Source organism: Streptomyces camelliae (genome assembly GCF_027625935.1).
Classification (GTDB): Bacteria; Actinomycetota; Actinomycetes; order Streptomycetales; family Streptomycetaceae; genus Streptomyces; species Streptomyces camelliae.
The window spans coordinates 4,684,306-4,710,801 of record NZ_CP115300.1; the positions used below are offsets into that span (position 1 = coordinate 4,684,306).

Genomic DNA, 26,496 nt, shown 5'->3' on the forward strand with positions numbered 1-26,496 from the left:
CCGGGTCGTGCACAGGTTTCGGTGAGTTCTCCACAGCATCGGGGCCGTCGTCCACATGGCCTGTGGATAACCAGATTGGCTGACGGTGCCGACGGGCCTACCGTGGACCGGCGCCCGCTCCTTTCCTCGGCCCGGGGAGTGTCCTTTCCGCGGCCTTGGAAGCGTCATAAATCCGACGCGTCCGAACCGGAGGTGGGCCTCTCATTTGTCAGTGTCGTGCCGTACAACAGAGGGCACGGCGAGGTCCGCCGTGCGGACGGGAGGAGGTGGCTCGGTGAGCATTTCCGAGCCCTTGGACGATCCGTGGGCCGACAGCGGACCCAGTGATCGTCTGCCCGCCTCCCGTCGGCGCGGCGACGGCGGCCGGGGTCGTGGCGAACAGCACGACCGGGGCCGGGAGAACGGCGACTGGGACGGCGGCGGATCCTCCTTCGAGCGGGTGCCGCCGCAGGACCTGGACGCCGAGCAGTCGGTGCTGGGCGGCATGCTGCTGTCCAAGGACGCCATCGCCGACGTCGTTGAGATCCTCAAGGGCCACGACTTCTACAAGCCCGCGCACGAGACGATCTACCAGGCGATCCTGGACGTCTACGCCAAGGGTGAGCCGGCCGACCCGATCACCATCGCTGCCGAACTCACCAAGCGTGGCGAGATCAACAAGGTCGGCGGCGCGTCGTACCTGCACACCCTGGTCCAGACGGTGCCGACGGCGGCGAACGCCGAGTACTACGCGGAGATCGTTCACGAGCGTGCCGTCCTGCGCCGCCTGGTCGAGGCCGGCACTCGTATCACGCAGATGGGATACGCGGCCGACGACGACGTCGATGAGATCGTCAACCGCGCCCAGGCCGAGATCTATGCCGTCACCGAGCAGCGCACCAGCGAGGACTATCTGCCGCTCGGCGACATCATGGAGGGCGCTCTCGACGAGATCGAGGCGATCGGCTCGCGGAGCGGCGAGATGACCGGTGTGCCGACCGGGTTCACTGACTTCGACTCGCTGACGAACGGCCTGCATCCGGGCCAGATGATCGTCATCGCGGCCCGTCCCGCCATGGGTAAGTCGACGCTCGCGCTGGACTTCGCGCGGGCCGCCTCGATCAAGCACAACCTGCCCAGCGTCATCTTTTCGCTCGAAATGGGCCGCAACGAGATCGCGATGCGTCTGCTGTCCGCCGAGGCCCGCGTCGCGCTGCACCACATGCGGTCCGGCACGATGACCGACGAGGACTGGACGCGCCTGGCCCGGCGCATGCCGGACGTCTCGGCGGCACCCCTCTACATCGACGACTCCCCGAACCTGTCGATGATGGAGATCCGCGCCAAGTGCCGGCGCCTGAAGCAGCGCAACGACCTGAAGCTGGTCGTCATCGACTACCTCCAGCTGATGCAGTCCGGCGGTTCCAAGCGCGCCGAGAGCCGTCAGCAGGAGGTCTCGGACATGTCCCGTAACCTCAAGTTGCTCGCCAAGGAGCTGGAGATCCCGGTCATCGCGCTGTCCCAGCTGAACCGTGGTCCGGAGCAGCGCACCGACAAGAAGCCGATGGTCTCCGACCTGCGTGAGTCCGGCTCCATCGAGCAGGACGCCGACATGGTCATCCTGCTGCACCGCGAGGACGCCTACGAGAAGGAGTCCCCGCGCGCGGGCGAGGCCGACCTGATCGTGGCCAAGCACCGAAACGGCCCGACGGCCACGATCACGGTCGCCTTCCAGGGCCACTACTCCCGCTTCGTGGACATGGCCCAGACCTGATCCTGGGGCACGTAGGTGCTCAGGCTCCGTGTCATCTTCTCCGCTGTCGTGGCATGCCGATGGCAGTCCTGATGCTCTGCTCACATCCGTCACGGGCACGCACTCGACGAGCAGGTCGACGATGTCGCGCCAGGCTCGCTGCGCGTGCTGCGGGTGATAGCCGACGCCGGGGCGCAGCGGGCATGATCGAGTCCTCGGAACCGACCCCGGCCCACACGGGGCGAGGGATGCGCGCCGCCTCGCCCGGTCGGCCCGCCGCTCCTGCACCCACCACCGGGGCTCAGGCGCTGCGGGCCCGCGCCGCTGCAACGGGCCGGCATCTGCTCAGGGTCGCCCCAGTAGCGCCCGCCGTGGAGTCGAAGCCCGGCGCCACGTATCCCCGTTCGGCCAGGGCATCGGCTTGGCGGCGCTCGATGGCGCTGAGCCCCAGCCCCTCGGGCCCGACCAGGACTGCGGGCCGGCGGTCGGCACCGGCGGGGAGCGTGAGGTGCCAGATCATCGTCAGGCCGTCGGCCGGGTATTCGACCGTACGCGTGGTGACCGTCGCCATGAGACTGGACCGTCGTGATGGGCGAGCCCGGGCGGGGCCGGTCTTCACCGTCGGCAGAGCAGCGTGCGGTACGGCCTCGTATTGGAGGGCGTGTTCGTGGGCCGGATGCGGTGGTCGGGGAGAGGGAAGACGGGTAATGGATTCGACGCCCGCAGGTCCGACCGGATGGACTGGGCCCATGACGACATCTCAGGAAGACCTGCTCCCTGCCACCCGACGTGCTCTGCTGCACCGCATCGCTGTCGCGCAGACCGAGGGGAGAGCGCCGTCGCTGGTCGCGGCCGTTGTACGGGGCGGACGAGCGGTGTGGCACGGGGCGCGGACGTCGGTGGACGGGCATGGTCCGGACGAGACTGTGCAGTACCGGATCGGGTCCATCACCAAGACGTTCACCGCCGTGTTGGTGATGCGGCTGCGGGACGAGGGCCTGCTCGATCTGGGCGATCCGCTGGAGAAGCATCTGCCGGACACCGGGGCCGGCGAGGCGACGATCGCCGAACTGCTTGCGCACACGGCCGGGTTGGCCGCCGAGTCGCCCGCACCCTGGTGGGAGAGGACCCCCGGCTCCCTGCGCCCCGAGCTGAACGATGTGCTCGGCGAGCGCCCCCTGCTGCATCCTGTCGGCCGCCGGCACCACTACTCCAACCCCGGTTACACCGTGCTGGGCGCACTGGTGGAGAAGCTGCGCGGCGCCCCCTGGGAGGAGGTGCTGCGCAGCGAGATCCTCGGACCGCTCGCGCTGCACCGTACGAGCGCACAGCCGCAGTCCCCGCATGCGGGCGGCTGGGCCGTGCACCCCTGGGCGGACGCGCTGCTGCCCGAGCCGCTGGAGGACCTGGGCCTGATGGCGCCCGCCGGGCAGCTGTGGTCGACCACAGGGGACCTCGCGCGGTTCGCCGCGTTTCTGGCAGCGGGGGACGACCGTGTCCTGAGCGCGGAGTCGGTTCGCGAGATGCGGACCCCGGTGGCGCCCGCCGAGGCGGCGGACGTGCTGGACGGGGTCTCGTACGGCCTCGGCATGCAGCTCCAGCGCCGCGACGGCCGGCTCCTCGTCGGCCACTCCGGCTCACTCCCGGGCTTCCTTGCGAACCTTGTCATCAGCGTGGAGGACGACGTGGCCGCGGTGGTGCTCGCGAACTGTACGAGCGGGCCGCTGGTGGGAGTGGTGGGCGCCGACCTTGTCCGTATCGTGGCCGAGGCGGAACCGCGGATCCCCGAGCCCTGGCGGCCGCTGCGCGAGGTTGCCCCGGCGGTTCTGGAGCTTGCGGGGCAGTGGTACTGGGGGACCCATGCCTACGGCCTGCGGGTGACTGCCGACGGCCTGCTCGCCCTGGGCCCGCTGACCGGCAACGGCCGGCGAGCCCGCTTCCGTTCGAACGGTGACGGCACCTGGACGGGCCTGGAGGGTTACTACGCCGGCGAACTGCTGCGGCCCGTACAGCGCCCGGACGGGACCGTGAGCCACCTCGACCTCGGGTCGTTCGTGTTCACGCGGCAGCCCTACGACACGGAGGCGCCGGTACCCGGCGGAGTGGACCCCGACGGGTGGCGGGGTATCGGCTAGGTCCGAGACGGCTGGGGTGTGTTTCACGTGAAACACACCCCAGCCTGCTTCCGTCGTCGCTGCCCTCAGAGCTTCAGCTTGAAGCCCTCGTGGGAGGCGTTGAAGCCCAGCCTTGCGTAGAAGCGGTGGGCGTCGGTGCGCGTCTTGTCGGACGTCAGCTGCACCATCACACACCCGAGCTGCCGGGACGTGTCGATCGCCCACTGGATCAGCAGGCTGCCCAGCCCGCTGCCCCGCTCGTCGGCGTGGATGCGCACAGCCTCGATGAGCGCGCGGGTCGCCCCCTTGTGGGAGAGGCCGGGGATGATCGTGAGCTGGAGGGTGCCGATCACGCGGTCTTCGCGTGCTGCGACGACCAGGTGCTGGTTCGAATCGGCCGCCAGGCGCTCCAGCGCGGCCCGGTACGGGGTCAGGTCGTGGGGTGACTCGCGCTGTGCACCGAGCGGATCGTCGGCGAGCATCGCGACGATCGCCGGAAGGTCGTCGGCGGTCGCGTGGCGTATCTCAAGATCTCCCATGCCCGCACCCTATGCGGGCACGTTGAGTGTCTCTACAACCCTGACCAGCGGGGCCAGTTCGGGGTTTCTGGAGGCGTCGTCCAGGGCCTCGCGCAGGGCGGCGTCGTTGGTGGGCCGGGCCTCTTCCAGCAGGCGCAGGCCCACCTCGGTGACGTTGGTGTAGATGCCACGCCGGTCGGTGGGGCACAGGTAGCGCTCCAGCAGACCGCGGTCCTCCAGCCGGGTCACCAGACGGGTGGTGGCGCTCTGGCTGAGTACGACCGCGTCGGCGACCTGCTTCATCTGCAGATGGCCGCCCTCGCCGTCGTGCTGTCGGCTCAGCACGTCCAGCAGGGAGTACTCGCGCACGCTCAGATCGTGCTTCGTCTGCAGGGCGCGCTCGATGTGCGCCTCGATCCTTCCGTGCAGCGCAGAGAGGGCGCACCAGCCCTGGGCGAGAGCAGTGAGTGCGGGGTCCGTCGCTGTCATTGGCGTTTTCCTCCGTCCCGGAGCGGCTGGCCTCAAGGATAGAGCAGCATCGCAATAGCCCGTGATTGCCTTTAGCCCGCGTCTGCAACTATTGTGGACGCACGCAAAGCGCTCCTGCAATCGTTGGGAAGGTTCACCCCTCATGCCTCTCGCGCTTCTGGCCCTCGCGATCGGGGCCTTCGGAATCGGAACGACCGAGTTCGTGATCATGGGACTCCTGCCCGAGGTCGCGGGCGACTTCGGGGTCTCCATCCCCACGGCGGGCCTGCTCGTGACCGGCTACGCGCTCGGCGTGGTCGCCGGCGCCCCGCTGATGACCGTGCTCGGCACCAAGGTCGCCCGCAAGCGGATGCTGATGCTGCTCATGGGCCTCTTCATCGCCGGAAACCTGCTTTCGGCGGTGGCGCCGGCCTTCGCGGTCATGCTGATCGGGCGCGTGATCGCCTCACTCGCCCACGGTGCCTTCTTCGGCATCGGTTCGGTCGTCGCGGCCGAGCTGGTGGCGCCCCAGAAGAAGGCAGGCGCCATCGCCATGATGTTCACCGGCCTGACCGTCGCCAATGTCGTCGGCGTTCCGCTGGGCACGCTCGTCGGCCAGCACGTCGGCTGGCGCGTCACCTTCGGCATCGTCGCCGCGCTCGGGGTCGTCGGCCTGGCCGGCATCGCGAAGCTGGTGCCCGAGCTGCCGAAGGCGGAGGGTGTGCACCTGCGGCATGAACTGGCCGCCTTCAAGAACGCCCAGGTCCTGCTCGCCATGGCGATGACCGTCCTCGGCTTCGGCGGTGTCTTCGCGGCCATCACCTACATCGCGCCGATGATGACCCACATCACGGGCTTCGCCGACGGCTCGGTGACCTGGCTGCTGGTCCTGTTCGGCCTCGGCATGGTCGGTGGCAACCTCGTCGGCGGGAAGTTCGCCGACCGCGCCCTGATGCCGATGCTGTACGTCTCCCTGGGCGCCCTGGCGGTCGTCCTGGCCCTTTTCACACTCACCGCTCACAACAAGATCGCGGCGGCGGTGACCATCGCCCTGATCGGCGCCCTCGGGTTCGCCACGGTCCCGCCGCTGCAGAAGCGCGTCCTCGACCAGGCACACGGCGCACCGACGCTCGCGTCGGCCGTGAACATCGGCGCCTTCAACCTGGGCAACGCTCTGTCCGCCTGGCTCGGCGGCCTCGTGATCGGGGCCGGTTACGGCTACACGGCCCCCAACTGGGTCGGTGCCGCTCTTGCCGCGGCCGCCCTGGTCCTCGCCGTCCTGTCCTCGGCCATGGAGCGCCGCGACGGCACACGGAGCACAGTGATCGCCTCCGGGACGCCCGCGGGGCAGCAGGCCCCGGTCCACCACTGAGCGCCTCGGACCACGGCCTCAGCGATCCCAGCCTCAAGTCCCCACCACGCCAGTGACCTTCGCAACACCCAAGGAGAATCGCTCCATGAGCACCACCGCTGTCGCCCCGCTGTCCATCGAGGACGCCGAACTGCTGGTCGCCACGGCCCGCCGCGCGGCCGAGGAGGCCGGAGTGACCGTCAGCGTCTCCGTCCTGGACGCCGGTGGCCATCTGCTCGCCTTCCGCCGGGACGACCGGGCCGTGCTGATCTCCGGCGAGACCAGCACCCGTAAGGCCTACACCGCGCTTCAGCTGAACACGCCCACCGCCGACCTGGGCGACGCCGTCCAGCCGGGCGGCCTCTTCCACACCCTGCCCACGGCCCTCGACCGTCCCCTGCTGTTCATCGCCGGGGGTGTGCCGGTGCAGCGGGACGGCCGGCTGATCGGCGCCATCGGCGTAGGCGGCGGTGCGCCAGAGCAGGACCACGGCTTTGCCACGGCGGCTGTGCGGGCGCTCGCCTGATCACATGGCCGCAGGCTCTGTCCCGGATGGACGGACGCCGGCCCCGCCACATCGGCGGCGGGGCCGGCGTCCGGCTTACTTCGGCTTACTTCGGCGGGGGAACCTCAGCCCGCCGCCACCGTCAGCGGGGCGAACCGCCGGGTCCAGTCCCCCGGAAGATCGGGGATGCCGTACGTCATCACGGAGTTGAACGCCACGGAGGCCAGCCCTCGTGCCTTCGCCCAGGCCAGCAGTTCCTCATGACGTACGTCGATGTCGGTGCGCAGCGGGCGGTCCGTATGGGCCGCCAGCGAGGCGATGAGGGCCTTGGCGGTCTCCGTGTCCCGGGCGATCAGTGGGCCGACGACATGGGTGTCCATGTTCGGCCATGCGGCCGTGTAGCCGATGATCCGGCCGTCCTCCTCGGCCACCCGCAGCTGGTCGGCGAAAGCCGGCAGCCGGGTGATGAGAGGGGTGCGGTCGGTGCCGAACACCTCCTCGTCCAGACGCAGGATCGAGGGGAGGTCCTCCGCGGTGGCGGCGCGGGTGAGCACGCCGGATTCCGGCCCGCCAGGGGTGAAGTGGCCCGTCAGCATCTCCGCCCGGCCGGTCACCTTGAAGCCCAGTTCCTCGTACAGGGGACGGCCGTACGGCGTGGCGTGCAGAGTCAGCGGAGTGGGCTCCATGCTCGACACGACGTGACGCATCAAGCGGCGCCCCACGCCCTGACGGGCATGGCGTTCGGCGACCAGGACCATGCCGATCGCGCCGAGGTCCGGACGGCCCCATGTGCCGTACTCCGTGACGACACATGCGGCGACGAGACCGCCCTGTGGGTCGTCGATGCCGAAGCCCTTTCCGGCCGTGAGGAGGAAGCTCCACTTGTGTTCCTCGCGTGGCCACCCCCGGTCCTCGGACAAGTCGGCGCAGGCGGTGAGATCGCGAAGCGTCAGACGGCGGATGGGCAGAGCGGCGAGGGAAGGAGTCGGCACGCAGGTCAGGCTGGCCGACGGGCACCCCTGGCGTCCAGCCGTTTCGGGGGAGACGTACGTGCTTTTGGCCATGATGTGGGCCATGCACAGCCTGTGGACAGCCTCGGAGTGTTTCACGTGAAACATCGGCGGCCGGTTAGCCTCGGGCCATGGCGAGACTTCATCTCTTCGATCTCGATGGCACGTTGCTGCATGGCACCACTGCCCCGGTGGAGATTTCCCGCCAGTTGGGGCGGGAGGCCGAGACCGTGGCGTTGGACCGGGCGATCGCGGCGGGGCGGATCGGGCCGCCGGAGTACGCGGCGCAGGTGTACGACCTGTGGGGTGACCTGACCGAGGAGCATGTCCGTGCCGCGTTCGAAGCGGCGCCCTGGCTGGCCCGGATCCGCGAGGTCTGGGCGGAGATCAGAAGCGCGGGCGAGTATTGCGCTGTGGTGTCCCTCTCGCCGTCCTTCTTCGTGGAGCGTCTGCTCGACTGGGGCGCTCACGCGGCCCACGGATCGAGATTCCCCGCCGTGCCGTTCACCGAGCCGGTCGACCCGGCCGGGGTGCTCAGCTCGGCGACCAAGGTGACCATCGCGGACCGGCTGTGCGCGGAGTTCGGCGTGGCGCGGGCGGACTGCGTGGCGTACGGCGATTCGTCGTCGGACAAGGATCTGTTTGCTGTCGTACCGATTTCCGTAGCGGTCAACGCGGACGCCCACCTGGCCGGACTCGCGACCCACTCCTACACGGGACGGGATCTGTGGGAAGCCTATGAATTGGTTGTAGGCGCCCGCTAGTTGACGGACGTCACAGTTCGTCTCCTTGCCCGATTCGTGAGGAAGGCAGGGGGGACTTGTGTGCACGGCGTCGGCCGGTAGGGTCGACTCCGGTTCACGTCCGGGACGGAGTGCGTGCATTCCGTGCGGGCCGAGAGCAGGGTATGCAGCCTAACGGGACGCGGAGATCGAACACAGGCGTTTCCGGGTACGCGACCGCGGCATCCCACTGGGATGGGACGCTGCGCGGTGAGTGCTACGGCTGGCCGCCCGCCGGGGGAAAGCATGCATCTTCCCAGGGAGGTGCGCAGACCGACCGAAAGACGTTCGAGGCGAGGGCACACCATGGACGCTCCGACCACCACGTCGGGGGAGAACGGCACGCCGGGCGGTGGCGGCTGGTTCACGCCGCGCAAGGTGTCATCGACCCCGCCGCCGGACGGCGATCAGGAGACGCCCGGCGGCACCGGCGGAAACGCATTCGCCCGGCGGCCGGTCGACGCTCCCGCCCCGCCGCCGAGGGACGCTCAGCGTGTACCGGTGCAGCGGTCGGCGCCGGCCGTCGAGGAAGGGTCCCCGGACGCCATCCTCATCCGTCGCACGATGGCCGAGATAGGCCCGATCGCCGACAAGGTCACCTCCTACTTCTACGCGCTGCTCTTCGTCCGCCACCCCGACCTGCGCAGCCTCTTCCCGGCCGCGATGGACACCCAGCGGGACCGTCTGCTGAAGGCACTGCTGACGGCGGCCGAGCACCTGGACAACACGGCGGTTCTCGTCGACTACCTGCAGAACCTCGGCCGCGGCCACCGCAAGTACGGGACACGCGCAGAGCACTACCCCGCCGTGGGGGAATGCCTGATCGGCGCGTTGAGCAGGTACGCCACCGGCACCTGGAGCCCCGAGACCGAGGCCGCCTGGGTGCGGGCGTACACGACGATCTCCCAGGTCATGATCGACGCGGCCGCGGCAGACGAACTGCGTTCCCCGCCCTGGTGGCACGCCGAGATCGTCACGCACGACCTCAGGACTCCCGAGGTCGCGATCCTCACCGTCCGCCCGAACCAGCCCTACCCCTTTCTGGCGGGCCAGTACACGAGCGTAGAGACTCCCTGGTGGCCGCGGGTGTGGCGGCACTACTCCTTCGCCTCGGCGCCCCGCTCGGACGGTCTGCTGACCTTCCATGTGAAGGCCGTGCCGGCCGGCTGGGTCTCCAACGCCCTGGTGCATCGCGCCCGGCCCGGAGACGTCATACGCCTCGGCCCGCCGGTCGGCTCGATGACCGTGGACCACACGACCGACAGCGGACTGCTCTGTCTGGGCGGCGGCACCGGCATAGCACCCATCAAGGCCTTGGTCGAGGATGTCGCCGAGCGAGGGGCACGCCGCCCGGTCGAGGTCTTCTACGGCGCCCGTACCGACCACGACCTGTACGAAATCGACAGCCTGCTCAGGCTCCAGCAGAGCCACCCGTGGCTCGCGGTCCGGGCGATCATCGACCAACTGGCCCATCTCCAGCTCCCCGACGCCATAAGGGAGTACGGCCCCTGGAGCGAGTACGACGCCTATCTCTCGGGCCCGCCCGGAATGATCCGCAGTGGTGTCGACGCGCTGCGGGACAGCGGCATTCCGTCGAGCCGCATACGGCACGACTCCGTGGAGGAACTGCTCGTCGTCGGGGACTGACCGCGCTATCCGAGGTCGGGAGCGTGCATGGCCCGTACGCCCTCGATGTTGCCGTCCAGGTAGTGGCGCAGCGACAGCGGGACGAGGTGGACGGAGGCGATGCCGACGCGGGTGAAGGGGACGCGGACGATCTCGTACTCACCGGCGGGCTCGTCCACCTCGGGGCCGTGCCGCAGGGACGGATCCATGGATTCCAGGCGGCAGACGAAGAAGTGCTGCACTTTCACGCCGGTCGCGCCGCCGTCCTCGCCGATGTGCTCCACCGTGTCCACGAAGCAGGGCACGACATCGGTGATCTTGGCGCCGAGTTCCTCGTACACCTCGCGATGCAGGGCGTCCACGACGGTCGAATCCCGGGGCTCGACTCCGCCACCGGGAGTGACCCAGTAGGGATCGACACCGGGCTTGGTGCGCTTGATCAGGATCAGGTCGTCACCGTCCAGGAGAACGGCACGGGCGGTGCGCTTGACCACGGGTCGGACGGTCATGGGAGAAATGTGGCCCCGATGGTTCCACGTGAAACATCGCAATACGCCATCGTGTGACCGCGCTGCGTGAACCCCTGGCGGGCAGGTCAGCCCCAGGACGCGGCCGCCCGCAGAAGCCACTCATGGGCCCGTGCCACATGGGACATGGCGAGGGTGCCCGTGCGCACCACCAGGAAGTACGTGCGCAGGGGCGGTACAGCCGGGTCGTGCAGTGTCACGATCGTGCCCTGGGCGAGGGCCGGGGCGCACAGATAGCGGGGCAGCACCGCCAGTCCGGCACCGGCGATCGCGCAGGCGAGCACGGCCCGTAGATCCGGGACGACGATCGTGCCCGAGGCGGCCGGGCGGGAGTCGAAGACGGAGGCCCAGTAGTGCGAGACGAGGGGCAGTGACTCGTGGACCTCGACCAAGGGCAGATCCTCCAGCGCCGGCGCGCCCTTCAGACGGAGCTCCTCCGCGCCGATCCGCTCCACCCAGCGAGGAGCGGCGACCAGCACGTGTTCCTCATCGCAGAGCGGAGTCGCGGTGAGCAGCGCACCACGCGGCCGGGCCGTACTGATGGCCAGATCATGGTGTCCGGCGGCCAGGCCCTCCAGCGTCTCCTCGGCCGTGCCGAACGAGGCACGCAGAGCGAATCCCTGGCCGTCGTCGCCGGTCAGCTCCGTGAGGGCGGGCAGGGCACGTTCGGCGGTGAACTCGGGTGGCCCGGCGAGATGCAGGGTTCTCAGCGAGGAGTCGTCGTCCAGGCCGCTCTCGGCTATCTCCACCAGAGCGTCGAGGTGGGGTGCGGCCTTGTGCGCGAGTTCGTCGCCGATGGTCGTCGGGGTCACTCCGCGCGCCTGCCGCAGGAAGAGCGGCTTGCCCAACTGGCGTTCCAGCGTGCGGATCTGCGAGGTCACGGCGGGCTGGGAGAGACCGAGCAGCGCCGCGGCGCGGGTGAAGGAGCCGGCCCGGTGCACGGTGACGAAGGTGCGCAGCAAGGCCAGATCCACGGTTTCCCCTCCCCTGTCCCTGCCCTTCTGCGGCGCCAGGCAGGCCCCCACTATAAATATGTCGATAGGTCGCTGTCGCTAGCGTGATTGGACACTGACACAGAGTCAACTAGCCTTGTTCGCGCGGTTCTTCGCGCGCAGAACCGAAGACGGTCCGAGCCACGAGGGGGGAGGCTCGGACCGTCGCCGTGTCACCGGGTGCGGTGTCTCACCCGGCGGACCCGGCCGACTCGTCCAGCGCGCGCAGCACGTCCGCGATCAGGTCCTCTGGGTCCTCGGCGCCGACGGACATCCGGATGAAGCCCTCCGGAACGTCGTCCCCGCCCCAGCGGCGCCGCCGCTCGGCCGTCGAGCGCACACCGCCGAAGCTGGTCGCGTCCTCCACCAGCCGCAGGGCTTCGAGGAAACGCTCGGCACGCGCGCGCGTGGGCAGCGTGAAGGAGACCACGCAGCCGTAGCGGCGCATCTGTCGCGAGGCGGTCTTGTGCGCGGGGTCGTCGGGCAGCCCCGGGTAGCGCAGAGCGGACACCTCGGGCCGCTGCCGCAGGGCCTCGGCGACGGCGAGGGCGGTGGCGTTCTGCCGGTCCACGCGCAACTGGAGCGTGGCGATGGAGCGGTGCGCGAGCCAGGCCTCCATGGGCCCGGAGATCGCCCCGACGATCTTGCGCCAGCGGCGTACGGCGGCCATGGCCTCGGCGTTCCGCCCCGCGACGTAGCCCAGAAGGATGTCTCCGTGTCCAGTGAGCTGCTTGGTGCCGCTGGCCACCGAGAAGTCGGCGCCCAGTTCCAGCGGGCGCTGCCCGAGCGGGGTGGCGAGGGTGTTGTCGACGGCCACCAGGGTGCCCTGCGCGTGGGACGCCGCCACCAGCCGCCGGATGTCGCACACGTCCAGCCCGGGGTTCGACGGGGACTCGATCCACAGCAGCCGGGCGCCGTCGAGGACCTCCAGCTGGCCATCCCCGCCGGTGGGCGCCGTGCGCACCTCGATGCCGTATGCCTCCAGCTGGGCGCGGACCAGCGGCAGCACCTGGTAGCCGTCGGAGGGCAGCACGACCGCGTCCCCGGCGCGCAGCTGGGAGAAGAGCACGGACGAGATCGCGGCCATGCCGGAGGCGAAGACCAGCGTCTCGACGTCGTTCCGCCCGGGCGCCTCCAGCTCGCCGACGGCCCGCTCCAGCAGTGTCCACGTGGGGTTCTCGTCACGGCCGTACAGATACGGGCCCGTCGCCTCGCCGGGCAGGTGGAAGTGCGCCGCGAACACCGGGCCGGGCAGGGTCGGCTCGTGCTTGACCGGCTCGGGCAGTCCCGCGCGTACCGCCCGCGTGCCGTCGCCGGACTGCCGCGCCTCGCCAGTGGCGTCGCTCATGCGGCCCGCCCTTCCAGGTGCTCCTGTACGGCGGCGAGCAGCCCGGTGCTCGCCGCCTCCACCAGCGCAAGGCACTCCTCGAAGCCGTCGCGGTGGCCGTAGTACGGATCCGGTACGTCGACGTCGTCGTCCGCCGCAGGGTCGTAGGAGCGCATCAGGCGGATCTTGCGGGCGTCCTCCTCGGTGGGGGCGAGGCGGCGCAGGGCCTTGAGGTGGCCGGTGTCGAGCGCGATGACGAGGTCGAGACGGGCGAACCACGATGGCTGGAACTGCCGTGCGACGTGCTCGCTGTCGTAGCCGTGCTCCTCAAGCACCGAGACGGTACGCGGGTCGGCGGGCTCGCCCTCGTGCCAGCCGCCGGTCCCGGCGCTGTCGACCTCCACCCGGTCCTCCAGCCCCGCCTCCGCCACGCGCGCGCGGAAGACGGATTCGGCCATCGGGGAGCGGCAGATGTTGCCGGTGCACACGAAGCAGACGCGGTAGGTCATGGCGTGTTCAGTCCTCGTCCGGAAGGATCATGTGCAGCGCCCAGGAGACGACGGAGACGATCAGACCGCCGAGGACGGCTGTCCAGAAGCCCTCCACGTGGAAGCTCAGCGAGAGCTTGCCGCACACCCACGACGTCAGCAGCAGCATCAGCGCGTTCACGACCAGGGTGATCAGGCCCAGCGTGAGGATGAACAGCGGGAAGGTGAGCACCTTCACGATCGGCTTGACCAGCGAGTTGACCAGGCCGAAGATCAGCGCGACCACGATCAGCGTGCCGGCCTTCTTGGCCGTGCTGGTACCGGTCAGGGTGATCTTGTCGAGCAGCCATACGGCGACCGCGACGGCGCCTGCGTTGGCGATCGTCTTGACTACGAAATTCTTCATGTGTCTGATCGTGGCAGACCGGATCGGAACCGAGCAGTGAGGCGAGGGCAACAGCGCGATGAAGGCATTCCGGCTGGATGAACTGGAGGCGGAGCGCGCCGCCAACGAGGGGGCCTACCTGCAGTTCCTGCGGGAGCGGAACATGTCGGTCGGGCTGTACGCGCTCAACGCGGGCGAGCACGACCCGCAGAAGCCGCACAATCAGGACGAGGTGTACTTCGTGGTGAGCGGCCGGGCGTCGATCACCGTCGGCTCGGAGACGACCGAGGTGGCACGGGGCAGTGTCGTGTACGTGCCGGCCGGGGTCGCTCACAGGTTCCACCACATCAGCGAGGATCTGAGGGTTCTCGTCGTCTTCTCTCCGCCCGAGGCGTGAGGCCGGACCCCAGGGTTCCCTAGGGGAAGGGTCAGGGCAGGACAAGGGGCGCAAGGCCCCCGTGAGGCCCCCTCACGGCTCTAGCATCGAATGCGGAACATCAAGGACGTACGAGAACCCGAGTCGTACGACGACTCCGACGACGAAAAGGAAAAGGCGATGCGAGAGATCTTCGCGGGACTTCCGTGGTGGGTGAAGTGGGTCGCGGTGCCGGTCATCGCCCTGGTCGTGTTCGGCGGTCTGATAGCGACCGTCGTCGGGTTCGTCATCGGACTGCTGTTCAAGGCGCTGGTCTTCGTCGCACTGGTCGGCGGACTGATCTACATCGTGCGCAAGTTCATGTCGAACTCCTCGTCGCGCAGCGACTGGTGACGGAACGCGGGACTGGTGAGCGAACCACGCGATCACCGGTCCCGGCCAGGGGTGACCTATTCCCTCGGGGGAGGGAAGTTTCCCCGCGAGGCCGTCTGCGCGCGGTGGCGGGCGGTTAAAGTCCGGAACTCCCCACGGGGTCCGGCCCCGTGGGCGGCGCAGACCCCTCCGTGCTCTTCCCCGGCACGGGCTGCCCATCGCGCTTCGGAGTGACCCTTGGCCACGGTTGACACCGCACCGGCGGAATCCCACGCACCCCCCACCGCGCCGCGCTCCTGCGCGCCTCCCCCGCGGCACCCACCTTCCACGGCTGTGGCCGTGCCCGGTCAACCGCACTCGGCGGACGTCTCCGGCCAGCCGCACCCCCCGGCCCTGCTCGTCCAGCCGCACTCCGTGACCTCTCCCGAACCGGCGGCCGCCGCGACGCTCATCGGATCCGTGCAGCGCGCCATGCGCCTGCTGGAGACGGTCGCCGCGCATGTCTACGGCGCCCCCGCCAAGCAGCTGGCCCGCGAGACCGGCCTCGCCCTGCCGACGGCCTACCACCTGCTGCGCACCCTGGTCCACGAGGGCTATCTGCGCCGTGAGAAAGGGCTGTTCTTCCTCGGTGACGCGGCCGAGCGGCTGAGCAGCAGCGGAGCACAGCAGAAACGTCGCAGCGCGGTGGCGGACACGCTGGCGCACTGGCGCGATTCCATCGGTGTGCCGGTGTACTACGCGATGTACCGGGACGGCGAGATCGAGGTCATGTGCGTCTCCGACAGTCCGGAGGCCCCCGCGGTCGAGGAGTGGGCCGACTTCCGGGCGACCGGCCACGCGCACGCCATCGGGCAGTGCCTGCTCTCTCAGCTGGACGAGGATGCCCGCCGCGACCATCTCGCCCGCTATCCGGTGCAGCCCATCACGCCGTACACAGTCCGGGACAACGACGCCCTGCTGCGGCGGCTGGCCCGGATGCGGCGCATGGAGCCGGTGGTGGAGCGTCAGGAGTACGCGCTGGGGACGGTCTGCGCGGCGGTCCCGATCACCGTGGGCACCACCGTGGCCACGATGGCCATGTCGCTCCCGCTCCACCAGGCCGACCGGCTGCTGCCCGCGGCGCATCGGCTGCAGACGGAGATCGGGCGGCATCTGGGCACGCTCACCCTCTCTATCAGTATCTGAAAACTTACTCCTTGTGATCTGCTGTGTACGTTCAGCAAGATTTGACCACGCTTAGAGGGATCAATCCCAGCCAGTCGATGTCCTATGACGGGGTAGACGATGCGCGAGTCCGTACAGGCAGAAGTCATGATGAGCTTTCTCGTCTCGGAGGAGCTCTCCTTCCGCATTCCGGTGGAGTTGCGCTACGAGACCAGTGATCCCTATGCCGTGCGACTGACCTTTCATCTGCCCGGTGACGCCCCGGTGACCTGGGCCTTCGGGCGCGAGCTGATGATCGACGGGGTCGGCAGGCCGTGCGGGGAAGGGGATGTGCACATCGCCCCCGCCGACTCCGAGGTGCTCGGCGAAGTGCTGATCAGGCTTCAGGTCGGCACCGACCAGGCACTGTTCCGCTCGTCGGCGCCGCCGCTCGTGGCCTTTCTGGACCGTACGGACAAGCTGGTGCCGCTCGGCCAGGAAGGGGCGCTGGCCGACTTCGACGCGCATCTGGAAGAGGCGCTGGATCGCATCCTGGCCGAGGAACAGAGCGCCGGCTGAAGCGTTACGGCAGGGGGCGCCGGGTGCTCCGCGTGATGCGTGGGACTGCGCAGGAACGCTTCTGCGGAGGACGACGAGCGCAGGACGGCGAGCGCAGGACGGCGAGCGGAGGTTGCCGACAGCGCCCCAGCCGCACGGCTACCGGCGCCTCAACCTCACCGCTCCCGGCGTCACCCAGCCTCACCGCTTCCGGCGTCGCCCTCGCCCGCCCCGGGCCGGGGCGGGCGAGGGGCCGCTGCGGGCCGGGGCGTCCGGGCCGGGCCGGTCGGCCGCGACGACGAGCGCGGCGAGCGCGGTGGTGACCGGGACCGAGGCGACGAGGCCGATCGAGCCCACCAGCGTGCGCACGATCTCCTCGGCGACCAGTTCGCTGTTGGCGACGGTGCTCACGCCGCTCTGCGCGATCGAGAAGAGCAGCAGCAGCGGCAGCGCGGCGCCGGCGTAGGCGAGGACGAGCGTGTTGACCACGGAGGCGATGTGATCGCGGCCGATGCGGATGCCCGCCCGGTACAGTCCGCGCCGGCCCATCGTCGGGTTGGCCTCGTGCAGTTCCCAGACGGCCGACGTCTGGGTCACGGTCACGTCGTCCAGGACGCCGAGGGAGCCGATGATGACGCCGGCGAGCAGCAGCCCGCTCATGTCGAGCTTCGGGTAGAGGCCGTGGATCAGGCCGGTCTGGTCGTCGGTGTTGCCGGTGAGCGCGGCCCAGCCGATGAACTGTGAGCCGAGGATGCCGATCAGTGCCAGCGAGACCAGCGTGCCGAGCACGGCCACCGATGTCCGGGCGGACAGGCCGTGGCACATGTACAGGGCGATCAGCATGATGGCGCTCGATCCGACCACCGCCACCAGCAGCGGGTTGGAGCCCTGAAGGATCGCCGGCAGGATGAACTGGTTCAGCACCAGGAAGCTGACCGCCAGTGCGACGAGCGCCATGACACCGCGCAGCCGGCCCACCACCACGACGGCGAGCGCGAAGATCCCGGCCAGCAGACCCATCGGGAGGCGGCGATTGACGTCGGCGACCGAGTACTGCAGGTCCTTGGGCGCGGAGGGCTCGTAGGCGACCACGACCTTCTCGCCTTGGTGCAGTTGCCGGGGCTGGTCCGGCTGCACGATCTCGGTGAAGGTACGGCCCTTGTCCTTGCCGGTGTCGATGCGGACCGTCGCCGTGTGGCAGGTGCCGCTCGCCTCCTGCTGCGCCGAACTGCCCTCGGCGGTGGACGTGTCCCCAGTGGGCGTCTCGCCCGAGGCGTTCACCGCCTTGCAGCTGACCTGGACGACCTGGGTGACCGTGGCCTGCTGGGTCTGCTGGTCGAAGCCGACGCCAGTGCGCTTGTGGGGCGGCGTCCCGCCCGGCCACAGCACCACGAGCCCCACCACGACAGCCGCCGTGAACGGAATCAGGATCGCCGCGATGACCTTACGCAGATGCCGGGAGACCGGAGCGGCAGGTCCGTGGCTGTGACTGTGCCCATGCGAGTGGCCGTGCCCTGGCCCGTGGCCGTGCCCCTGTTCGGGGCTGTGCCTCTGCTCGGGGCTGTGCCCCTGCTCGTGGATGTGGTCGTGGCTGTGCCCGACGCCCGGCGCCGAGGCGTCCTGGTGGCGCGGCTCGGGCGGCTGATACGGGTACTGCTCCATCCTGGTCACCGCCCGATCATCGCAAGAACGGACGGGGCCCACTGTTCAGCACGCCACATATGACGCTAGCGTGGAGGCACCTTTGCACACGCGGGAGCTCGGAGCACCGGGCTGAGAGGGCGCTGACCTCCGTATTCGCGATGTTTCACGTGGAACGAAGCCTGTTCCACGGGAAGCGCCGACAGACGGAAACCGCTGCGTCGACCGCCGAACCTGTTACCGGGTAATGCCGGCGTAGGGAGTAGGTCTCATGACCAACAAGGACGCACGCACGCCTGTCTCCGTCCAGGGCGAGAAGTCCCAGGAGGCCGGGAAGTCCATCGGCTGGCACAAGGCGTATGTCGAGGGTTCGCGCCCCGACCTGCGTGTGCCGGTCCGCCAGGTGCACCTCACCAACGGGCAGTCGGTCACGCTGTACGACACATCCGGCCCGTACACCGATCCGCTCGTCGACACCGATGTCCGCAGGGGCCTGGCGCCGCTGCGGGAGAACTGGATCATCGCCCGCGGCGACACCGAGGAGTACGCGGGCCGTCCCGTCCGTCCCGAGGACGATGGGATCAAGCACACCTCGCCGCGCGGCGGGCTGCGCAATCTGGACGCGGTCTTCCCGGGACGCCCGCGCCAGCCGCGCCGTGGCCGCAGCGGTGAGGCGGTCACGCAGCTCGCGTACGCCCGCCGGGGCGAGATCACCCCGGAGATGGAGTACGTGGCCGTCCGGGAGAACGTTTCGCCCGAGGTGGTCCGCGAGGAGATCGCGGCGGGCCGCGCCGTACTGCCGGCCAACGTCAACCACCCGGAGATCGAGCCGATGATCATCGGCAAGCGGTTCCTGGTGAAGGTCAACGCCAACATCGGGAACTCCGCGGTGACCTCCTCCATCGAGGAGGAGGTGGAGAAGATGACCTGGGCGACCCGTTGGGGCGCCGACACGGTCATGGACCTGTCGACCGGCCGCAACATCCACACGACCCGCGAGTGGGTGCTGCGCAACTCCCCTGTCCCCATCGGCACGGTGCCGCTCTACCAGGCCCTGGAGAAGGTCGACGGCCGGGCCGAGGAGCTGACCTGGGAGATCTACAAGGACACGGTCATCGAGCAGGCCGAGCAGGGCGTGGACTACATGACCGTCCACGCGGGCGTGCGCCTGCCGTACGTGCCGCTCACCGCCAACCGCAAGACCGGCATCGTCTCGCGCGGCGGCTCGATCATGGCCGCGTGGTGCCTGGCGCACCACAAGGAGTCGTTCCTGTACGAGAACTTCGAGGAGCTGTGCGAGATCCTCGCCGCCTACGACGTCACGTACTCGCTGGGCGACGGCCTTCGGCCGGGTTCGATCGCGGACGCCAACGACGAGGCACAGTTCGCGGAATTGCGAACTCTTGGGGAACTCAACCGGATCGCCAAGCGTTTCAATGTTCAGACCATGATCGAGGGCCCGGGACACGTCCCGATGCACAAGATCAAGGAGAACATCGACCTTCAGCAGGAGATCTGCGATGAAGCTCCGTTCTATACGCTCGGCCCGCTGACCACGGACATCGCGCCGGCGTACGACCACATCACCTCCGGCATCGGTGCCGCGATGATCGCCTGGTGGGGCACGGCGATGCTCTGCTACGTCACGCCCAAGGAGCACCTGGGTCTGCCCAACCGGGACGACGTCAAGACCGGCGTCATCACCTACAAGATCGCCGCCCACGCGGCCGATCTCGCCAAGGGGCACCCGGGCGCGCAGGAGTGGGACGACGCGCTGTCCGACGCCCGCTTCGAGTTCCGGTGGGAGGACCAGTTCAACCTCGCGCTGGACCCGGACACGGCACGGGAGTTCCACGACGAGACCCTGCCGGCCGAGCCCGCCAAGACGGCTCACTTCTGCTCCATGTGCGGGCCGAAGTTCTGCTCGATGAAGATCTCGCAGGACATCCGCCGCGAACACGGCGGCAGCCGGGCCGAGATCGAGGAGGGCATGGCCCAGAAGTCGAAGGAGTTCGCCGAGGCGGGCAACCGGGTGTACCTGCCGATCGCGGACTGAGCCGGCGTACGGCGGTCCCTGCCACCGAACGGCCTGAGCCGGCCGGGGCATGGACCGCCCGCCCGCCGATGGGCGACGATTCCCACGCCACTTGGAGGATCCGGATCTGCTGGTCCTCCGCCTTCTGGGTCAGGAGCGATGTGCGTGGGCGGATTTTTGCGGTGCAATCTCTTCCGCGGTGTTGATCATCGGCAGGTTTACGAGGCGCTGTCCGAGTTCTGGGAGGGCGAGGGCCATTGGCTCGCGCCTGCCGATCCGAAGCAGACCGACGTCTACACCCTGCACGAGGAGCACAACGGCTGGACCGTGCTCGACTGGACGCCGGGCTGGGAATGGGACCTGCGGCGCCGCGCGCAGCTCCATGTCTCCCGCGTGTACGACTGCCCTGGACTCCTGACCTTCATGTACGACGGGGACTACTGGGGGTACGAGCTCTTCCACCACGGCGGCGCGGTGGATCAGTTCGTCCAGTGGACCGACGCGGAACAGCGCTTCTTCGACGACCTCCCGGTGCACGGACGTCCCGAGCTGCTGGTGGCGCAGTTTCCGGAACTGAAGCTGGACCTGGAGCATGTGCGGGGCTACCTGACCCCCTACAGCGCCGACGATCCGGCGTACGAGGACTTCTGGTGGGACGACGACGATCCCAGGAACCGTCCGGTCCGCGAGGGCGATCGCTGGGGCCGACTGGAGGCCGAAGCGCTCTTCGACTTCTGGCGCTACCTGGGAGTGAGATCCCCGAGCGGGACCGGTCTGTATCCGCCGGACTGGCGCCGGTTCACCACCGAACCGCAGGAGAGCTGACGGCTCCCTGGGCCACGCCCCGTTGTCAGTGGCGGGCGTTACGCTGCGTAGCGGCGGGGCAATCCATGGGGTGTCGAGGGGGGCTTGTGATGGCTGACGACGGACGCACCGCGCTGGTGTCGTACGCGAAGGGGTGGGATCTGTCCTCGCGCAGTGCCCTGGAACCGCTCTCGCGGTCCGAGGCAGAGGCGCGGGACCGGGCGGACGAGCCGTATGTGATGGTCCATCGGGTGCCGGGGCGCACCGTACCTGTGGAGGTGCACCTGGTGGCCTGGGGCGATCATTACGTGGGTGTGTGGGCGTACGACGAGCGGGGCCGCCGTACTCAGGAGCTGGACTGGCGGCTGCTCGAACCGGGGCGCCTGCTCCTGCGCCGCCGCGCGCAGTGGCGCTACGACTCCCTGGACCAGGCCGAGTTCGCGAAGGACGTCTGGCGCACGAGGACGGACCTCGGACCGGACGGCAGGGGGAGAACGGCATGCGAGCCGCAGGGTGCCCTGGGCCCGTCGCGGCACGGGCGCGCGGAGGTACCGGAAGTGGACCGTCGGCGGGACCGGGCGGAGTTCGGCGTAGGTGGTGTCGGGAGCCCGCTCCTGTCCGAGCCGTCCCTGCGCGGCCGGCACGCGGACGGCCCGGAGGCCACCCCGGAGGCTTCCCCTGCGGACGGCGCCGCAGCGGCTCCGTTCCCCTGGCTGCCGCCGCGCCCGGCCGCTCCGCCGCACCTGAGCGAGTTGTTCCGGCCTGGCACGCGCGTGGCGACGAAGGACCAGCCGGAGATGACCGTGCACGCCGTGCGGGAGATCGCCGTGCTGCGGGTGCCCAGCGGCAGACTCGCCGTCGCCTGCCCGCTGACGACGGACGACGGCAGGCAACGCGAGCTGCGGGAGCGCATTCCGCCGGGCGCCTACCCGCTGCAGGAGGCCGTCCTCAGCTACGAGCTGGAGTACGCGGGCGAGGTGTTCCCGGTGGAGGAGGGGGCCGCCGTACGGCTTCTGATCGACGAGGAACCGGCGGCCACCTGGGAGCTGGCGCTCGCCGAGGGTGAGGACGCCAGGCTGCTGCGGGACGACGAGGCCTACGGTTTCCCCACCGATGCCGCCCTGGGCAGCTTTGCCGACGCCGCCGCCTGGTCCGTGCTCGCGGACAAGTACCGGCGCTACAGCATGGAGGGAGAGGAAGACGCCGGGGAGCCGATCGCCGACAGCAGCTATGTACGCACGTCGGACAGTGCGACCGGCGGCGACCTCATCCACTTCCCCACCGGTGGGGACGGGGTGTGGCCGGTGTGGCTGGGTCGTTCGGCCGCCGGGAAGCCGGTCGCGATCGCGGTCGCGTGCGTGTACCTCCCGGACCTCAGAATCCTCGGAGCAGTGCGATGAGCTCGACCGGGATGTGGGTGGTCGGTGCCGTACCCGACCGGGCCGCGGTGTCGCTGCCGGACGAGTTCGTCCATCTGGTCGCGGAGGGAGCCTTCCGCAGGCCGGAGGGCTTCGCGGAGACACTGGCCTGGTGGAGCGAGGGCTGTGCCGGCGAGCCCTTCTTCGCACGGGACGGGAGCGATCCGGCGGTTCTGCTGCCCACCGCTGCGGGGAGACGGTTCGCGGATTTCGTCCATGGCGCCAATCCGGAGACCGCCGCGACGGAGGCGATACGGGACGCGAGCCTGGAGCTGATGCCGGCAGAGGGATCCGCCGGGGTGTTCTGCGCGGTCGCCCGCAAGGCGAGTCCGGTTGCCGCGCTGTACTACGGTCTGGGAGCCGAGGCGGCCGGGCTTCTGCCGGGCTGGTTCGGCGACTTCCTGCTCCCCGCCGACGATGTGCGCGCCGCCTTGCCCGACGCCGAGCGGGCTCTGCGGATCGACGGTGAGCGGCGTGCGGTGGTGCTGGGCCGGATCGGTGACTGGATGACTGGGATGGGTGACGCACCCGGGTTCGCCGCGGAGGAGCTGCTGGACGGTCCGCTGGAGGTGCTGCGCCATGCGGCCGAGGCGGGTCTGGGCGTCGCCGCGTTCAGCCGGTGGTACTGAACGGCACACACCGCAGGTGAACCCGGAACCCGGGTACGGCGAACTCGCCACCCCGGGGCACCCGGGCCGCAGGCTGCCGCGCGGTCACTCCGGCTGGTGCTCAGGGCCGCCGAAGTCCGGGCTGGTGTAGTCCGGGCTGGTGAAGCTCGGGCGGCCGGAGCCGGTGCCGTCGTCGGGGCTGCTGAAGCCGGGGCGGCCGTAGCCCAGGCGTGGCATCCGGCCGGGCGGGGCGGGCGGGGTCGTGCGCAGGCGCGCGGGGGCAGGGCCGGGCTCGGCGAGCGCCTCCCGCAGAAACGGCAGGATGCCGCGCTCCAGCAGGGCGCTGCGCCAGGCCTCTCTGGCCCTGTCCAGCTCCTGGTGCGCCGCGTTCAGCGCCTGGGCCTGCTCCGAGTTGCTGTTGCGCAGGGCGGTGAGAAGCAGTCCGACGGCGGCGACCAGGATCGCGGCCACGGTCACGGCGCCGAAGACCCAGCCGGCGGTGAGCATGGTCTCGGCGAAGGTCTGGCCGGGATTCAGCGTCTTCAGGATGTAGCCGATGAGCAGGAATATCGCCGCGGCCGTGCCGGACAGGACGGGAGCCAGCACGGCGACGACCGCGACGGCGCCCGCGCCGGTGTTCTCGGCCGTCGCGTCGCCGATGGTGGTGGCGAGCTCCGCCTCGGCCGGACCCGGGTCCGCGGAAGCGGAATCGCCCGGGGCCGCCGCGGGGGCCATCGCCGGGTGGCGCAGTTCCTCGCGGACCGTGACGTAGTGCTCGTACTCGGCCGCGGCGGCCGCCGTGATCAGGGCGGTGGCGTTGAGCGCCATGGTGCGCAGCTGTTCGGGGTTGAGCCGCTGTCCGACAGCGGCCAGTTCCGGACGGTGTGGTGCGGAGCGCAGCGCCTCATCGAGGAGCCGCTCGAATTCCTGGCGGTCCTCGCTCTGAAGGTGCTGCGGAACGCTGTTCATGTGCATCCCCCGATGCTCCGTAGGGCTGGGGCTCGCACGCCGGCGAGCCGTCGGGCAGAAACGGAGGGGAGCCTGCTACGGATAAGCCGATGGTAGAGCCGTGACGGCGCGCGGTGACAGGGGGTTGCGGAAATTGCGTTGCGGCCTGGGCGTACGCCGACGCGAGGACGCCTTCCCGGGGAACGGTCAGTTATCCAGCGGCAGTTGCCGGACCAGCAGCTTTCCGGCCATGGTCACTCCGCCGTCCATGGCGATGGCGAGCCCGTCGGCGTACACGTGCGGCCCCTCCACGACCGGGCCGCTGCCCTCCTCGCCGTCCTCGGAGCCGACCTCGCCGAGGAGATAGGGAATCGGGCTGTGGCCGTGAACGATCCGGGTGCCGCCGTACGTATCGAGAAGGGAACGGACGGCGTCTGCACCCCCCTCGTCGCGGAAGGAGAAGCGCTTGGTGAACTTGCGGAACAGGTCCCAGCACTCGTCCGCGTCGTTGCGGGTGAGGGTCTCGCGGACGGTGTCGTTGACCGCCTCGATGGAGTCGCCGTAGTCGAGATAGGCGGTGGTGTCCGAGTGCACGAGGAGATAGCCGTCGACGAGTTCGACGGCGTCGAGGCGGGCCATCCACTGCAGATGGTGGTCCTGGAGGCGGTCCATGTCGGTCTTCTGGCCGCCGTTGAGCAGCCAGGCCGCCTGGAAGGTGGCGGTGCCCGCACCGGAGTTGACGGGGGTGTCGCCGAACCGCTTGGCGCCGAGCAGCAGCAGCTCGTGGTTGCCCATGAGCGCCTTGCAGTAGCCGCCGGCCGCGGCGGCCTCGGCGGACAGCCGCATCACCAGGTCGATGACGCCGATGCCGTCGGGCCCGCGGTCGGTGAAGTCGCCGAGGAACCACAGCCGGGCGGTGCCCGCGCACCACTGGCCCGAGGCGTCGATCAGCCCCTGCTCCCGCAGTGCGGTCACCAGTTCGTCGAGGTATCCGTGGACGTCTCCGACGACGAACAGCGGTCCGGGGCCGGTCGCGGGCTGCGGTACCGGGGGAGCGGGCGCGGGCTCGACGGGGACCTGGACCGTGTCGGCCCGGGTGATGACCGGCAGGTCGCGCTGGGTGGGCGTGTAGTCCTCGGGGTACGCCTCGTCGGCGGGCGGCACGGTGTCGCCCGGATGGGCGGTGCGGACGTACGGACCGGTCTCATGGACGTATGCGGGCACCCGGAAGTCGCGCAGCGTCGCCGTCCGCTCCACCTCGGGTCCCTGACCGGCCCCCTGAGTCATCAGACCCCTCCACCATCGCGCCGCAGCTGCACCGCTTGTGACTGCCTGGTCGCAGCGGTCCGCGGTGTCGTGGGCCCATCATAGGAATGCGCGTCTCGCCGTGTGATGACCCAGGGGTGGTGAATCGGAACAACACTCCAGTTCACCGCGGCTTTCGCCCGGTTTGGGCAGGTGTTCGGCCCGCTTCGGGCCGACCGGACCCCTGCCGACCGGTCGTCGGCCCGCCGGGTCCCTGCCTTCGGCCGCCGGGAGTACGGGGCGCGCGCCCCGCTCTTACGGCCGCCCACTCCCCCGCGCTGCCGTCGCTACGACGTCACATCTCGTCCGGTGTCCGCGGCGGGCTGACCGTCGTGCGCGGAGGGCGCCGCTGGGAGGAGGTGCGCACGATCAGCTCGGTCGGTATGACCTGCTCGACCGGCTGGTCCGACTCGACGCCCTCGATGGCGTCGATGAGGAGCTGGACCACCGCGGTACCGATGCGGCGGGGCTTCAGGGAGAGCGTGGTGATGGGCGGCTCGGTGCTCGCGTACACCGTGGACTCGCTGCAGCACACCAGCAGCAGGTCGTCCGGGACGCGCAGCCCGTAGCGGCGGGCGGCGGCGAGCAGGTCGGTGCCGTTGGGGTCGAACAGGCCGTAGACCGCGTCGGGCCGGTCGGGGCGGGCGAGCAGCCGATCCGCGGCGACGGCGCCCGCGCACGGGTCGTGCGCCGGGTAGGCCTCGTAGACCGGGTCCTGGCCGACCCGCTCGCACCAGCGCAGATAGGCCGTGGTGGACAGATGGGTGTACGTGTCCGTCGAGGTGCCCGTGAGCAGGCCGATGCGGCGGGCGCCGGCGGCGGCGAGATGGTCGAGGATGCCGAGTACGGCGGCCTCGTGGTCGTTGTCGACCCAGGCGGTGACCGGCAGCGCGCCCGCCGGGCGGCCGTCGGAGACGACCGGCAGTCCCTGCCGGACCAGCTCGCTGACCACCGGGTCCTGGTCGGAGGGGTCGATGACAACGGTGCCGTCGAGCGCGACGTTGGACCACACGTCGTGGCGGGAGGTCGCGGGCAGGATGACGAGGGCGTAGCCGCGGGCGAGCGCGGCCGAGGTGGCCGCCCGGGCCATCTCCGCGAAGTAGGCGAACTCCGTGAAGGTGAAAGGTTCATCCCCGTACGTCGTCACGGTCAGGCCGATCAGACCCGACTTGCCGGTACGGAGGGTGCGGGCGGCGGCCGAGGGGCGGTATCCGAGCCGGTCGGCGACCTCGCGGACATGGCGCCGGGTGGCGTCCGGGAGCCGGCCCTTGCCGTTGAGGGCGTCGGAGACGGTCGTGATGGAGACTCCGGCGGCGGCGGCCACGTCTCTGATGCCCGCCCGGCCCGGCCGGCTGCCTCGACGTGAGGTTTCCGCGCGGCTCACCTGGTGCTTCCCTGCTGCTGTCATGGCGAGCCGATAGTAGGGCTCATGCGGTGGGGTAGTGCGGACGCATATGCACGCG

The 26,496-nt window shown here is 70.0% G+C and carries 26 protein-coding genes and 1 pseudogene; 14 read left to right on the forward strand and 13 right to left on the reverse strand.

Features of this window, described 5'->3' with window-relative positions:
• Positions 1-274: 274 nt before the first annotated feature.
• Positions 275-1,753 carry a replicative DNA helicase gene (gene dnaB / locus O1G22_RS21260; protein ID WP_225099958.1) on the forward strand — a complete coding sequence of 493 codons (1,479 nt, stop codon included), beginning with the start codon at positions 275-277 and terminating at the stop codon, positions 1,751-1,753.
• Between the two features lie 84 nt (positions 1,754-1,837).
• Here dnaB and O1G22_RS21265 read toward each other — a convergent pair.
• Positions 1,838-2,303, reverse strand: a pseudogene (locus O1G22_RS21265) (dienelactone hydrolase family protein); the annotation flags it as partial.
• A 178-nt stretch (positions 2,304-2,481) separates the two neighbouring features.
• Between O1G22_RS21265 and O1G22_RS21270 the strand changes: the two are divergent.
• Positions 2,482-3,867 carry a serine hydrolase domain-containing protein gene (locus O1G22_RS21270; RefSeq protein WP_270082789.1) on the forward strand — a complete coding sequence of 462 codons (1,386 nt, stop codon included), beginning with the start codon at positions 2,482-2,484 and terminating at the stop codon, positions 3,865-3,867.
• Between the two features lie 65 nt (positions 3,868-3,932).
• Here O1G22_RS21270 and O1G22_RS21275 read toward each other — a convergent pair whose 3' ends face one another.
• Both O1G22_RS21275 and O1G22_RS21280 read right to left on the reverse strand, forming a co-directional pair.
• Positions 3,933-4,385 carry a GNAT family N-acetyltransferase gene (locus O1G22_RS21275; protein WP_270082790.1) on the reverse strand — a complete coding sequence of 151 codons (453 nt, stop codon included), beginning with the start codon at positions 4,383-4,385 and terminating at the stop codon, positions 3,933-3,935.
• A 9-nt stretch (positions 4,386-4,394) separates the two neighbouring features.
• Complete coding sequence (locus O1G22_RS21280; protein ID WP_270082791.1) at positions 4,395-4,853, reverse strand: MarR family winged helix-turn-helix transcriptional regulator; 459 nt, start codon at positions 4,851-4,853, stop codon at positions 4,395-4,397.
• A 142-nt stretch (positions 4,854-4,995) separates the two neighbouring features.
• Here O1G22_RS21280 and O1G22_RS21285 point away from each other — a divergent pair, with 142 nt between their 5' ends.
• Positions 4,996-6,204, forward strand: a complete 1,209-nt coding sequence (locus O1G22_RS21285; protein WP_270082792.1) for an MFS transporter — start codon at positions 4,996-4,998, stop codon at positions 6,202-6,204.
• Between the two features lie 85 nt (positions 6,205-6,289).
• Positions 6,290-6,709 (forward strand): GlcG/HbpS family heme-binding protein, encoded by a 420-nt coding sequence (locus tag O1G22_RS21290; protein WP_270082793.1) that lies wholly within the window; start codon positions 6,290-6,292, stop codon positions 6,707-6,709.
• A gap of 104 nt (positions 6,710-6,813) precedes the next feature.
• Here O1G22_RS21290 and O1G22_RS21295 read toward each other — a convergent pair whose 3' ends face one another.
• On the reverse strand, positions 6,814-7,680 hold the full coding sequence (locus O1G22_RS21295) for a GNAT family N-acetyltransferase (protein ID WP_270082794.1): 867 nt from the start codon (positions 7,678-7,680) through the stop codon (positions 6,814-6,816).
• Positions 7,681-7,829: 149 nt separating this feature from the next.
• Here O1G22_RS21295 and O1G22_RS21300 point away from each other — a divergent pair, with 149 nt between their 5' ends.
• Both O1G22_RS21300 and O1G22_RS21305 read left to right on the forward strand, forming a co-directional pair.
• Positions 7,830-8,462, forward strand: coding sequence for an HAD family hydrolase (locus O1G22_RS21300; RefSeq protein ID WP_270082795.1), 633 nt, complete (start codon positions 7,830-7,832; stop codon positions 8,460-8,462).
• A gap of 324 nt (positions 8,463-8,786) precedes the next feature.
• Positions 8,787-10,127 (forward strand): globin domain-containing protein, encoded by a 1,341-nt coding sequence (locus O1G22_RS21305; RefSeq protein ID WP_270082796.1) that lies wholly within the window; start codon positions 8,787-8,789, stop codon positions 10,125-10,127.
• A 5-nt stretch (positions 10,128-10,132) separates the two neighbouring features.
• Here the strand turns inward: O1G22_RS21305 and O1G22_RS21310 are convergent, their stop codons facing one another.
• The 5 genes from O1G22_RS21310 to O1G22_RS21330 all read right to left on the reverse strand — a co-directional run bounded on the left by O1G22_RS21310 (position 10,133) and on the right by O1G22_RS21330 (position 13,846).
• On the reverse strand, positions 10,133-10,615 hold the full coding sequence (locus tag O1G22_RS21310; protein WP_225099949.1) for an NUDIX domain-containing protein: 483 nt from the start codon (positions 10,613-10,615) through the stop codon (positions 10,133-10,135).
• An 86-nt stretch (positions 10,616-10,701) separates the two neighbouring features.
• Positions 10,702-11,607, reverse strand: a complete 906-nt coding sequence (locus O1G22_RS21315; protein WP_270082797.1) for a LysR family transcriptional regulator — start codon at positions 11,605-11,607, stop codon at positions 10,702-10,704.
• A 208-nt stretch (positions 11,608-11,815) separates the two neighbouring features.
• Complete coding sequence (locus O1G22_RS21320; RefSeq protein WP_270082798.1) at positions 11,816-12,973, reverse strand: cystathionine gamma-lyase; 1,158 nt, start codon at positions 12,971-12,973, stop codon at positions 11,816-11,818.
• The gene (locus O1G22_RS21325) at positions 12,970-13,461 is read right to left on the reverse strand and encodes a low molecular weight protein-tyrosine-phosphatase (RefSeq protein ID WP_270082799.1); all 492 of its coding nucleotides are present in this window, start codon (positions 13,459-13,461) and stop codon (positions 12,970-12,972) included. Before O1G22_RS21325 ends, O1G22_RS21320 begins: the two co-directional genes overlap by 4 nt.
• A 7-nt stretch (positions 13,462-13,468) precedes the next feature.
• On the reverse strand, positions 13,469-13,846 hold the full coding sequence (locus O1G22_RS21330) for a phage holin family protein (RefSeq protein WP_270082800.1): 378 nt from the start codon (positions 13,844-13,846) through the stop codon (positions 13,469-13,471).
• A gap of 58 nt (positions 13,847-13,904) precedes the next feature.
• Here O1G22_RS21330 and O1G22_RS21335 point away from each other — a divergent pair, with 58 nt between their 5' ends.
• From O1G22_RS21335 to O1G22_RS21350, 4 genes are all read left to right on the forward strand, one after another.
• Positions 13,905-14,222 (forward strand): cupin domain-containing protein, encoded by a 318-nt coding sequence (locus tag O1G22_RS21335; RefSeq protein ID WP_225099944.1) that lies wholly within the window; start codon positions 13,905-13,907, stop codon positions 14,220-14,222.
• Positions 14,223-14,381: 159 nt separating this feature from the next.
• A complete protein-coding gene (locus O1G22_RS21340; RefSeq protein WP_073887226.1) occupies positions 14,382-14,594 on the forward strand; it encodes a DUF5326 family protein in 213 nt (70 codons plus the stop codon).
• Positions 14,595-15,032: 438 nt separating this feature from the next.
• Positions 15,033-15,758, forward strand: a complete 726-nt coding sequence (locus O1G22_RS21345) for an IclR family transcriptional regulator (protein ID WP_333492485.1) — start codon at positions 15,033-15,035, stop codon at positions 15,756-15,758.
• A 99-nt stretch (positions 15,759-15,857) separates the two neighbouring features.
• Entirely contained in the window at positions 15,858-16,295 is a 438-nt protein-coding gene (locus O1G22_RS21350; RefSeq protein WP_225099943.1) for an SsgA family sporulation/cell division regulator, read from the forward strand.
• A gap of 180 nt (positions 16,296-16,475) precedes the next feature.
• Here O1G22_RS21350 and O1G22_RS21355 read toward each other — a convergent pair whose 3' ends face one another.
• Positions 16,476-17,936, reverse strand: a complete 1,461-nt coding sequence (locus O1G22_RS21355) for a YibE/F family protein (protein WP_270086485.1) — start codon at positions 17,934-17,936, stop codon at positions 16,476-16,478.
• Positions 17,937-18,186: 250 nt separating this feature from the next.
• On the opposite strand from O1G22_RS21355, the gene thiC reads away from it, so the two are divergent.
• The 4 genes from thiC (at position 18,187) to O1G22_RS21375 (ending at position 22,801) form a co-directional block, all read left to right on the forward strand.
• The gene (thiC, locus tag O1G22_RS21360) at positions 18,187-19,971 is read left to right on the forward strand and encodes a phosphomethylpyrimidine synthase ThiC (protein WP_270082801.1); all 1,785 of its coding nucleotides are present in this window, start codon (positions 18,187-18,189) and stop codon (positions 19,969-19,971) included.
• Positions 19,972-20,115: 144 nt separating this feature from the next.
• Positions 20,116-20,775, forward strand: coding sequence for a hypothetical protein (locus O1G22_RS21365; protein ID WP_270082802.1), 660 nt, complete (start codon positions 20,116-20,118; stop codon positions 20,773-20,775).
• An 89-nt stretch (positions 20,776-20,864) separates the two neighbouring features.
• On the forward strand, positions 20,865-22,154 hold the full coding sequence (locus tag O1G22_RS21370; RefSeq protein WP_270082803.1) for a DUF4241 domain-containing protein: 1,290 nt from the start codon (positions 20,865-20,867) through the stop codon (positions 22,152-22,154).
• Positions 22,151-22,801, forward strand: coding sequence for a hypothetical protein (locus O1G22_RS21375; RefSeq protein ID WP_270082804.1), 651 nt, complete (start codon positions 22,151-22,153; stop codon positions 22,799-22,801). The genes O1G22_RS21370 and O1G22_RS21375 overlap by 4 nt, the downstream gene beginning before the upstream one ends.
• Positions 22,802-22,885: 84 nt before the next feature.
• Here O1G22_RS21375 and O1G22_RS21380 read toward each other — a convergent pair whose 3' ends face one another.
• The 3 genes from O1G22_RS21380 to O1G22_RS21390 all read right to left on the reverse strand — a co-directional run bounded on the left by O1G22_RS21380 (position 22,886) and on the right by O1G22_RS21390 (position 26,441).
• A complete protein-coding gene (locus tag O1G22_RS21380) occupies positions 22,886-23,755 on the reverse strand; it encodes a hypothetical protein (RefSeq protein WP_270082805.1) in 870 nt (289 codons plus the stop codon).
• Positions 23,756-23,935: 180 nt separating this feature from the next.
• Complete coding sequence (locus O1G22_RS21385; RefSeq protein ID WP_270082806.1) at positions 23,936-25,015, reverse strand: metallophosphoesterase; 1,080 nt, start codon at positions 25,013-25,015, stop codon at positions 23,936-23,938.
• Positions 25,016-25,328: 313 nt separating this feature from the next.
• Positions 25,329-26,441, reverse strand: coding sequence for a LacI family DNA-binding transcriptional regulator (locus O1G22_RS21390; RefSeq protein ID WP_270082807.1), 1,113 nt, complete (start codon positions 26,439-26,441; stop codon positions 25,329-25,331).
• Positions 26,442-26,496 lie beyond the last annotated feature (55 nt).

What these genes read in the sequence shown, in the direction of transcription:
- O1G22_RS21270 (WP_270082789.1), top strand. Translation starts at nt 2,482, where the DNA reads ATGACGACATCTCAGGAAGACCTGCTCCCTGCCACCCGACGTGCTCTG.
- O1G22_RS21275 (WP_270082790.1), bottom strand. Translation starts at nt 4,385, where the DNA reads ATGGGAGATCTTGAGATACGCCACGCGACCGCCGACGACCTTCCGGCG.
- O1G22_RS21280 (WP_270082791.1), bottom strand. Translation starts at nt 4,853, where the DNA reads ATGACAGCGACGGACCCCGCACTCACTGCTCTCGCCCAGGGCTGGTGC.
- O1G22_RS21285 (WP_270082792.1), top strand. Translation starts at nt 4,996, where the DNA reads ATGCCTCTCGCGCTTCTGGCCCTCGCGATCGGGGCCTTCGGAATCGGA.
- O1G22_RS21290 (WP_270082793.1), top strand. Translation starts at nt 6,290, where the DNA reads ATGAGCACCACCGCTGTCGCCCCGCTGTCCATCGAGGACGCCGAACTG.
- O1G22_RS21300 (WP_270082795.1), top strand. Translation starts at nt 7,830, where the DNA reads ATGGCGAGACTTCATCTCTTCGATCTCGATGGCACGTTGCTGCATGGC.
- O1G22_RS21305 (WP_270082796.1), top strand. Translation starts at nt 8,787, where the DNA reads ATGGACGCTCCGACCACCACGTCGGGGGAGAACGGCACGCCGGGCGGT.
- O1G22_RS21310 (WP_225099949.1), bottom strand. Translation starts at nt 10,615, where the DNA reads ATGACCGTCCGACCCGTGGTCAAGCGCACCGCCCGTGCCGTTCTCCTG.
- O1G22_RS21320 (WP_270082798.1), bottom strand. Translation starts at nt 12,973, where the DNA reads ATGAGCGACGCCACTGGCGAGGCGCGGCAGTCCGGCGACGGCACGCGG.
- O1G22_RS21325 (WP_270082799.1), bottom strand. Translation starts at nt 13,461, where the DNA reads ATGACCTACCGCGTCTGCTTCGTGTGCACCGGCAACATCTGCCGCTCC.
- O1G22_RS21330 (WP_270082800.1), bottom strand. Translation starts at nt 13,846, where the DNA reads ATGAAGAATTTCGTAGTCAAGACGATCGCCAACGCAGGCGCCGTCGCG.
- O1G22_RS21335 (WP_225099944.1), top strand. Translation starts at nt 13,905, where the DNA reads ATGAAGGCATTCCGGCTGGATGAACTGGAGGCGGAGCGCGCCGCCAAC.
- O1G22_RS21340 (WP_073887226.1), top strand. Translation starts at nt 14,382, where the DNA reads ATGCGAGAGATCTTCGCGGGACTTCCGTGGTGGGTGAAGTGGGTCGCG.
- O1G22_RS21350 (WP_225099943.1), top strand. Translation starts at nt 15,858, where the DNA reads ATGCGCGAGTCCGTACAGGCAGAAGTCATGATGAGCTTTCTCGTCTCG.
- O1G22_RS21355 (WP_270086485.1), bottom strand. Translation starts at nt 17,936, where the DNA reads ATGGAGCAGTACCCGTATCAGCCGCCCGAGCCGCGCCACCAGGACGCC.
- thiC (WP_270082801.1), top strand. Translation starts at nt 18,187, where the DNA reads ATGACCAACAAGGACGCACGCACGCCTGTCTCCGTCCAGGGCGAGAAG.
- O1G22_RS21370 (WP_270082803.1), top strand. Translation starts at nt 20,865, where the DNA reads ATGGCTGACGACGGACGCACCGCGCTGGTGTCGTACGCGAAGGGGTGG.
- O1G22_RS21375 (WP_270082804.1), top strand. Translation starts at nt 22,151, where the DNA reads ATGAGCTCGACCGGGATGTGGGTGGTCGGTGCCGTACCCGACCGGGCC.
- O1G22_RS21380 (WP_270082805.1), bottom strand. Translation starts at nt 23,755, where the DNA reads ATGCACATGAACAGCGTTCCGCAGCACCTTCAGAGCGAGGACCGCCAG.
- O1G22_RS21385 (WP_270082806.1), bottom strand. Translation starts at nt 25,015, where the DNA reads ATGACTCAGGGGGCCGGTCAGGGACCCGAGGTGGAGCGGACGGCGACG.
- O1G22_RS21390 (WP_270082807.1), bottom strand. Translation starts at nt 26,441, where the DNA reads ATGACAGCAGCAGGGAAGCACCAGGTGAGCCGCGCGGAAACCTCACGT.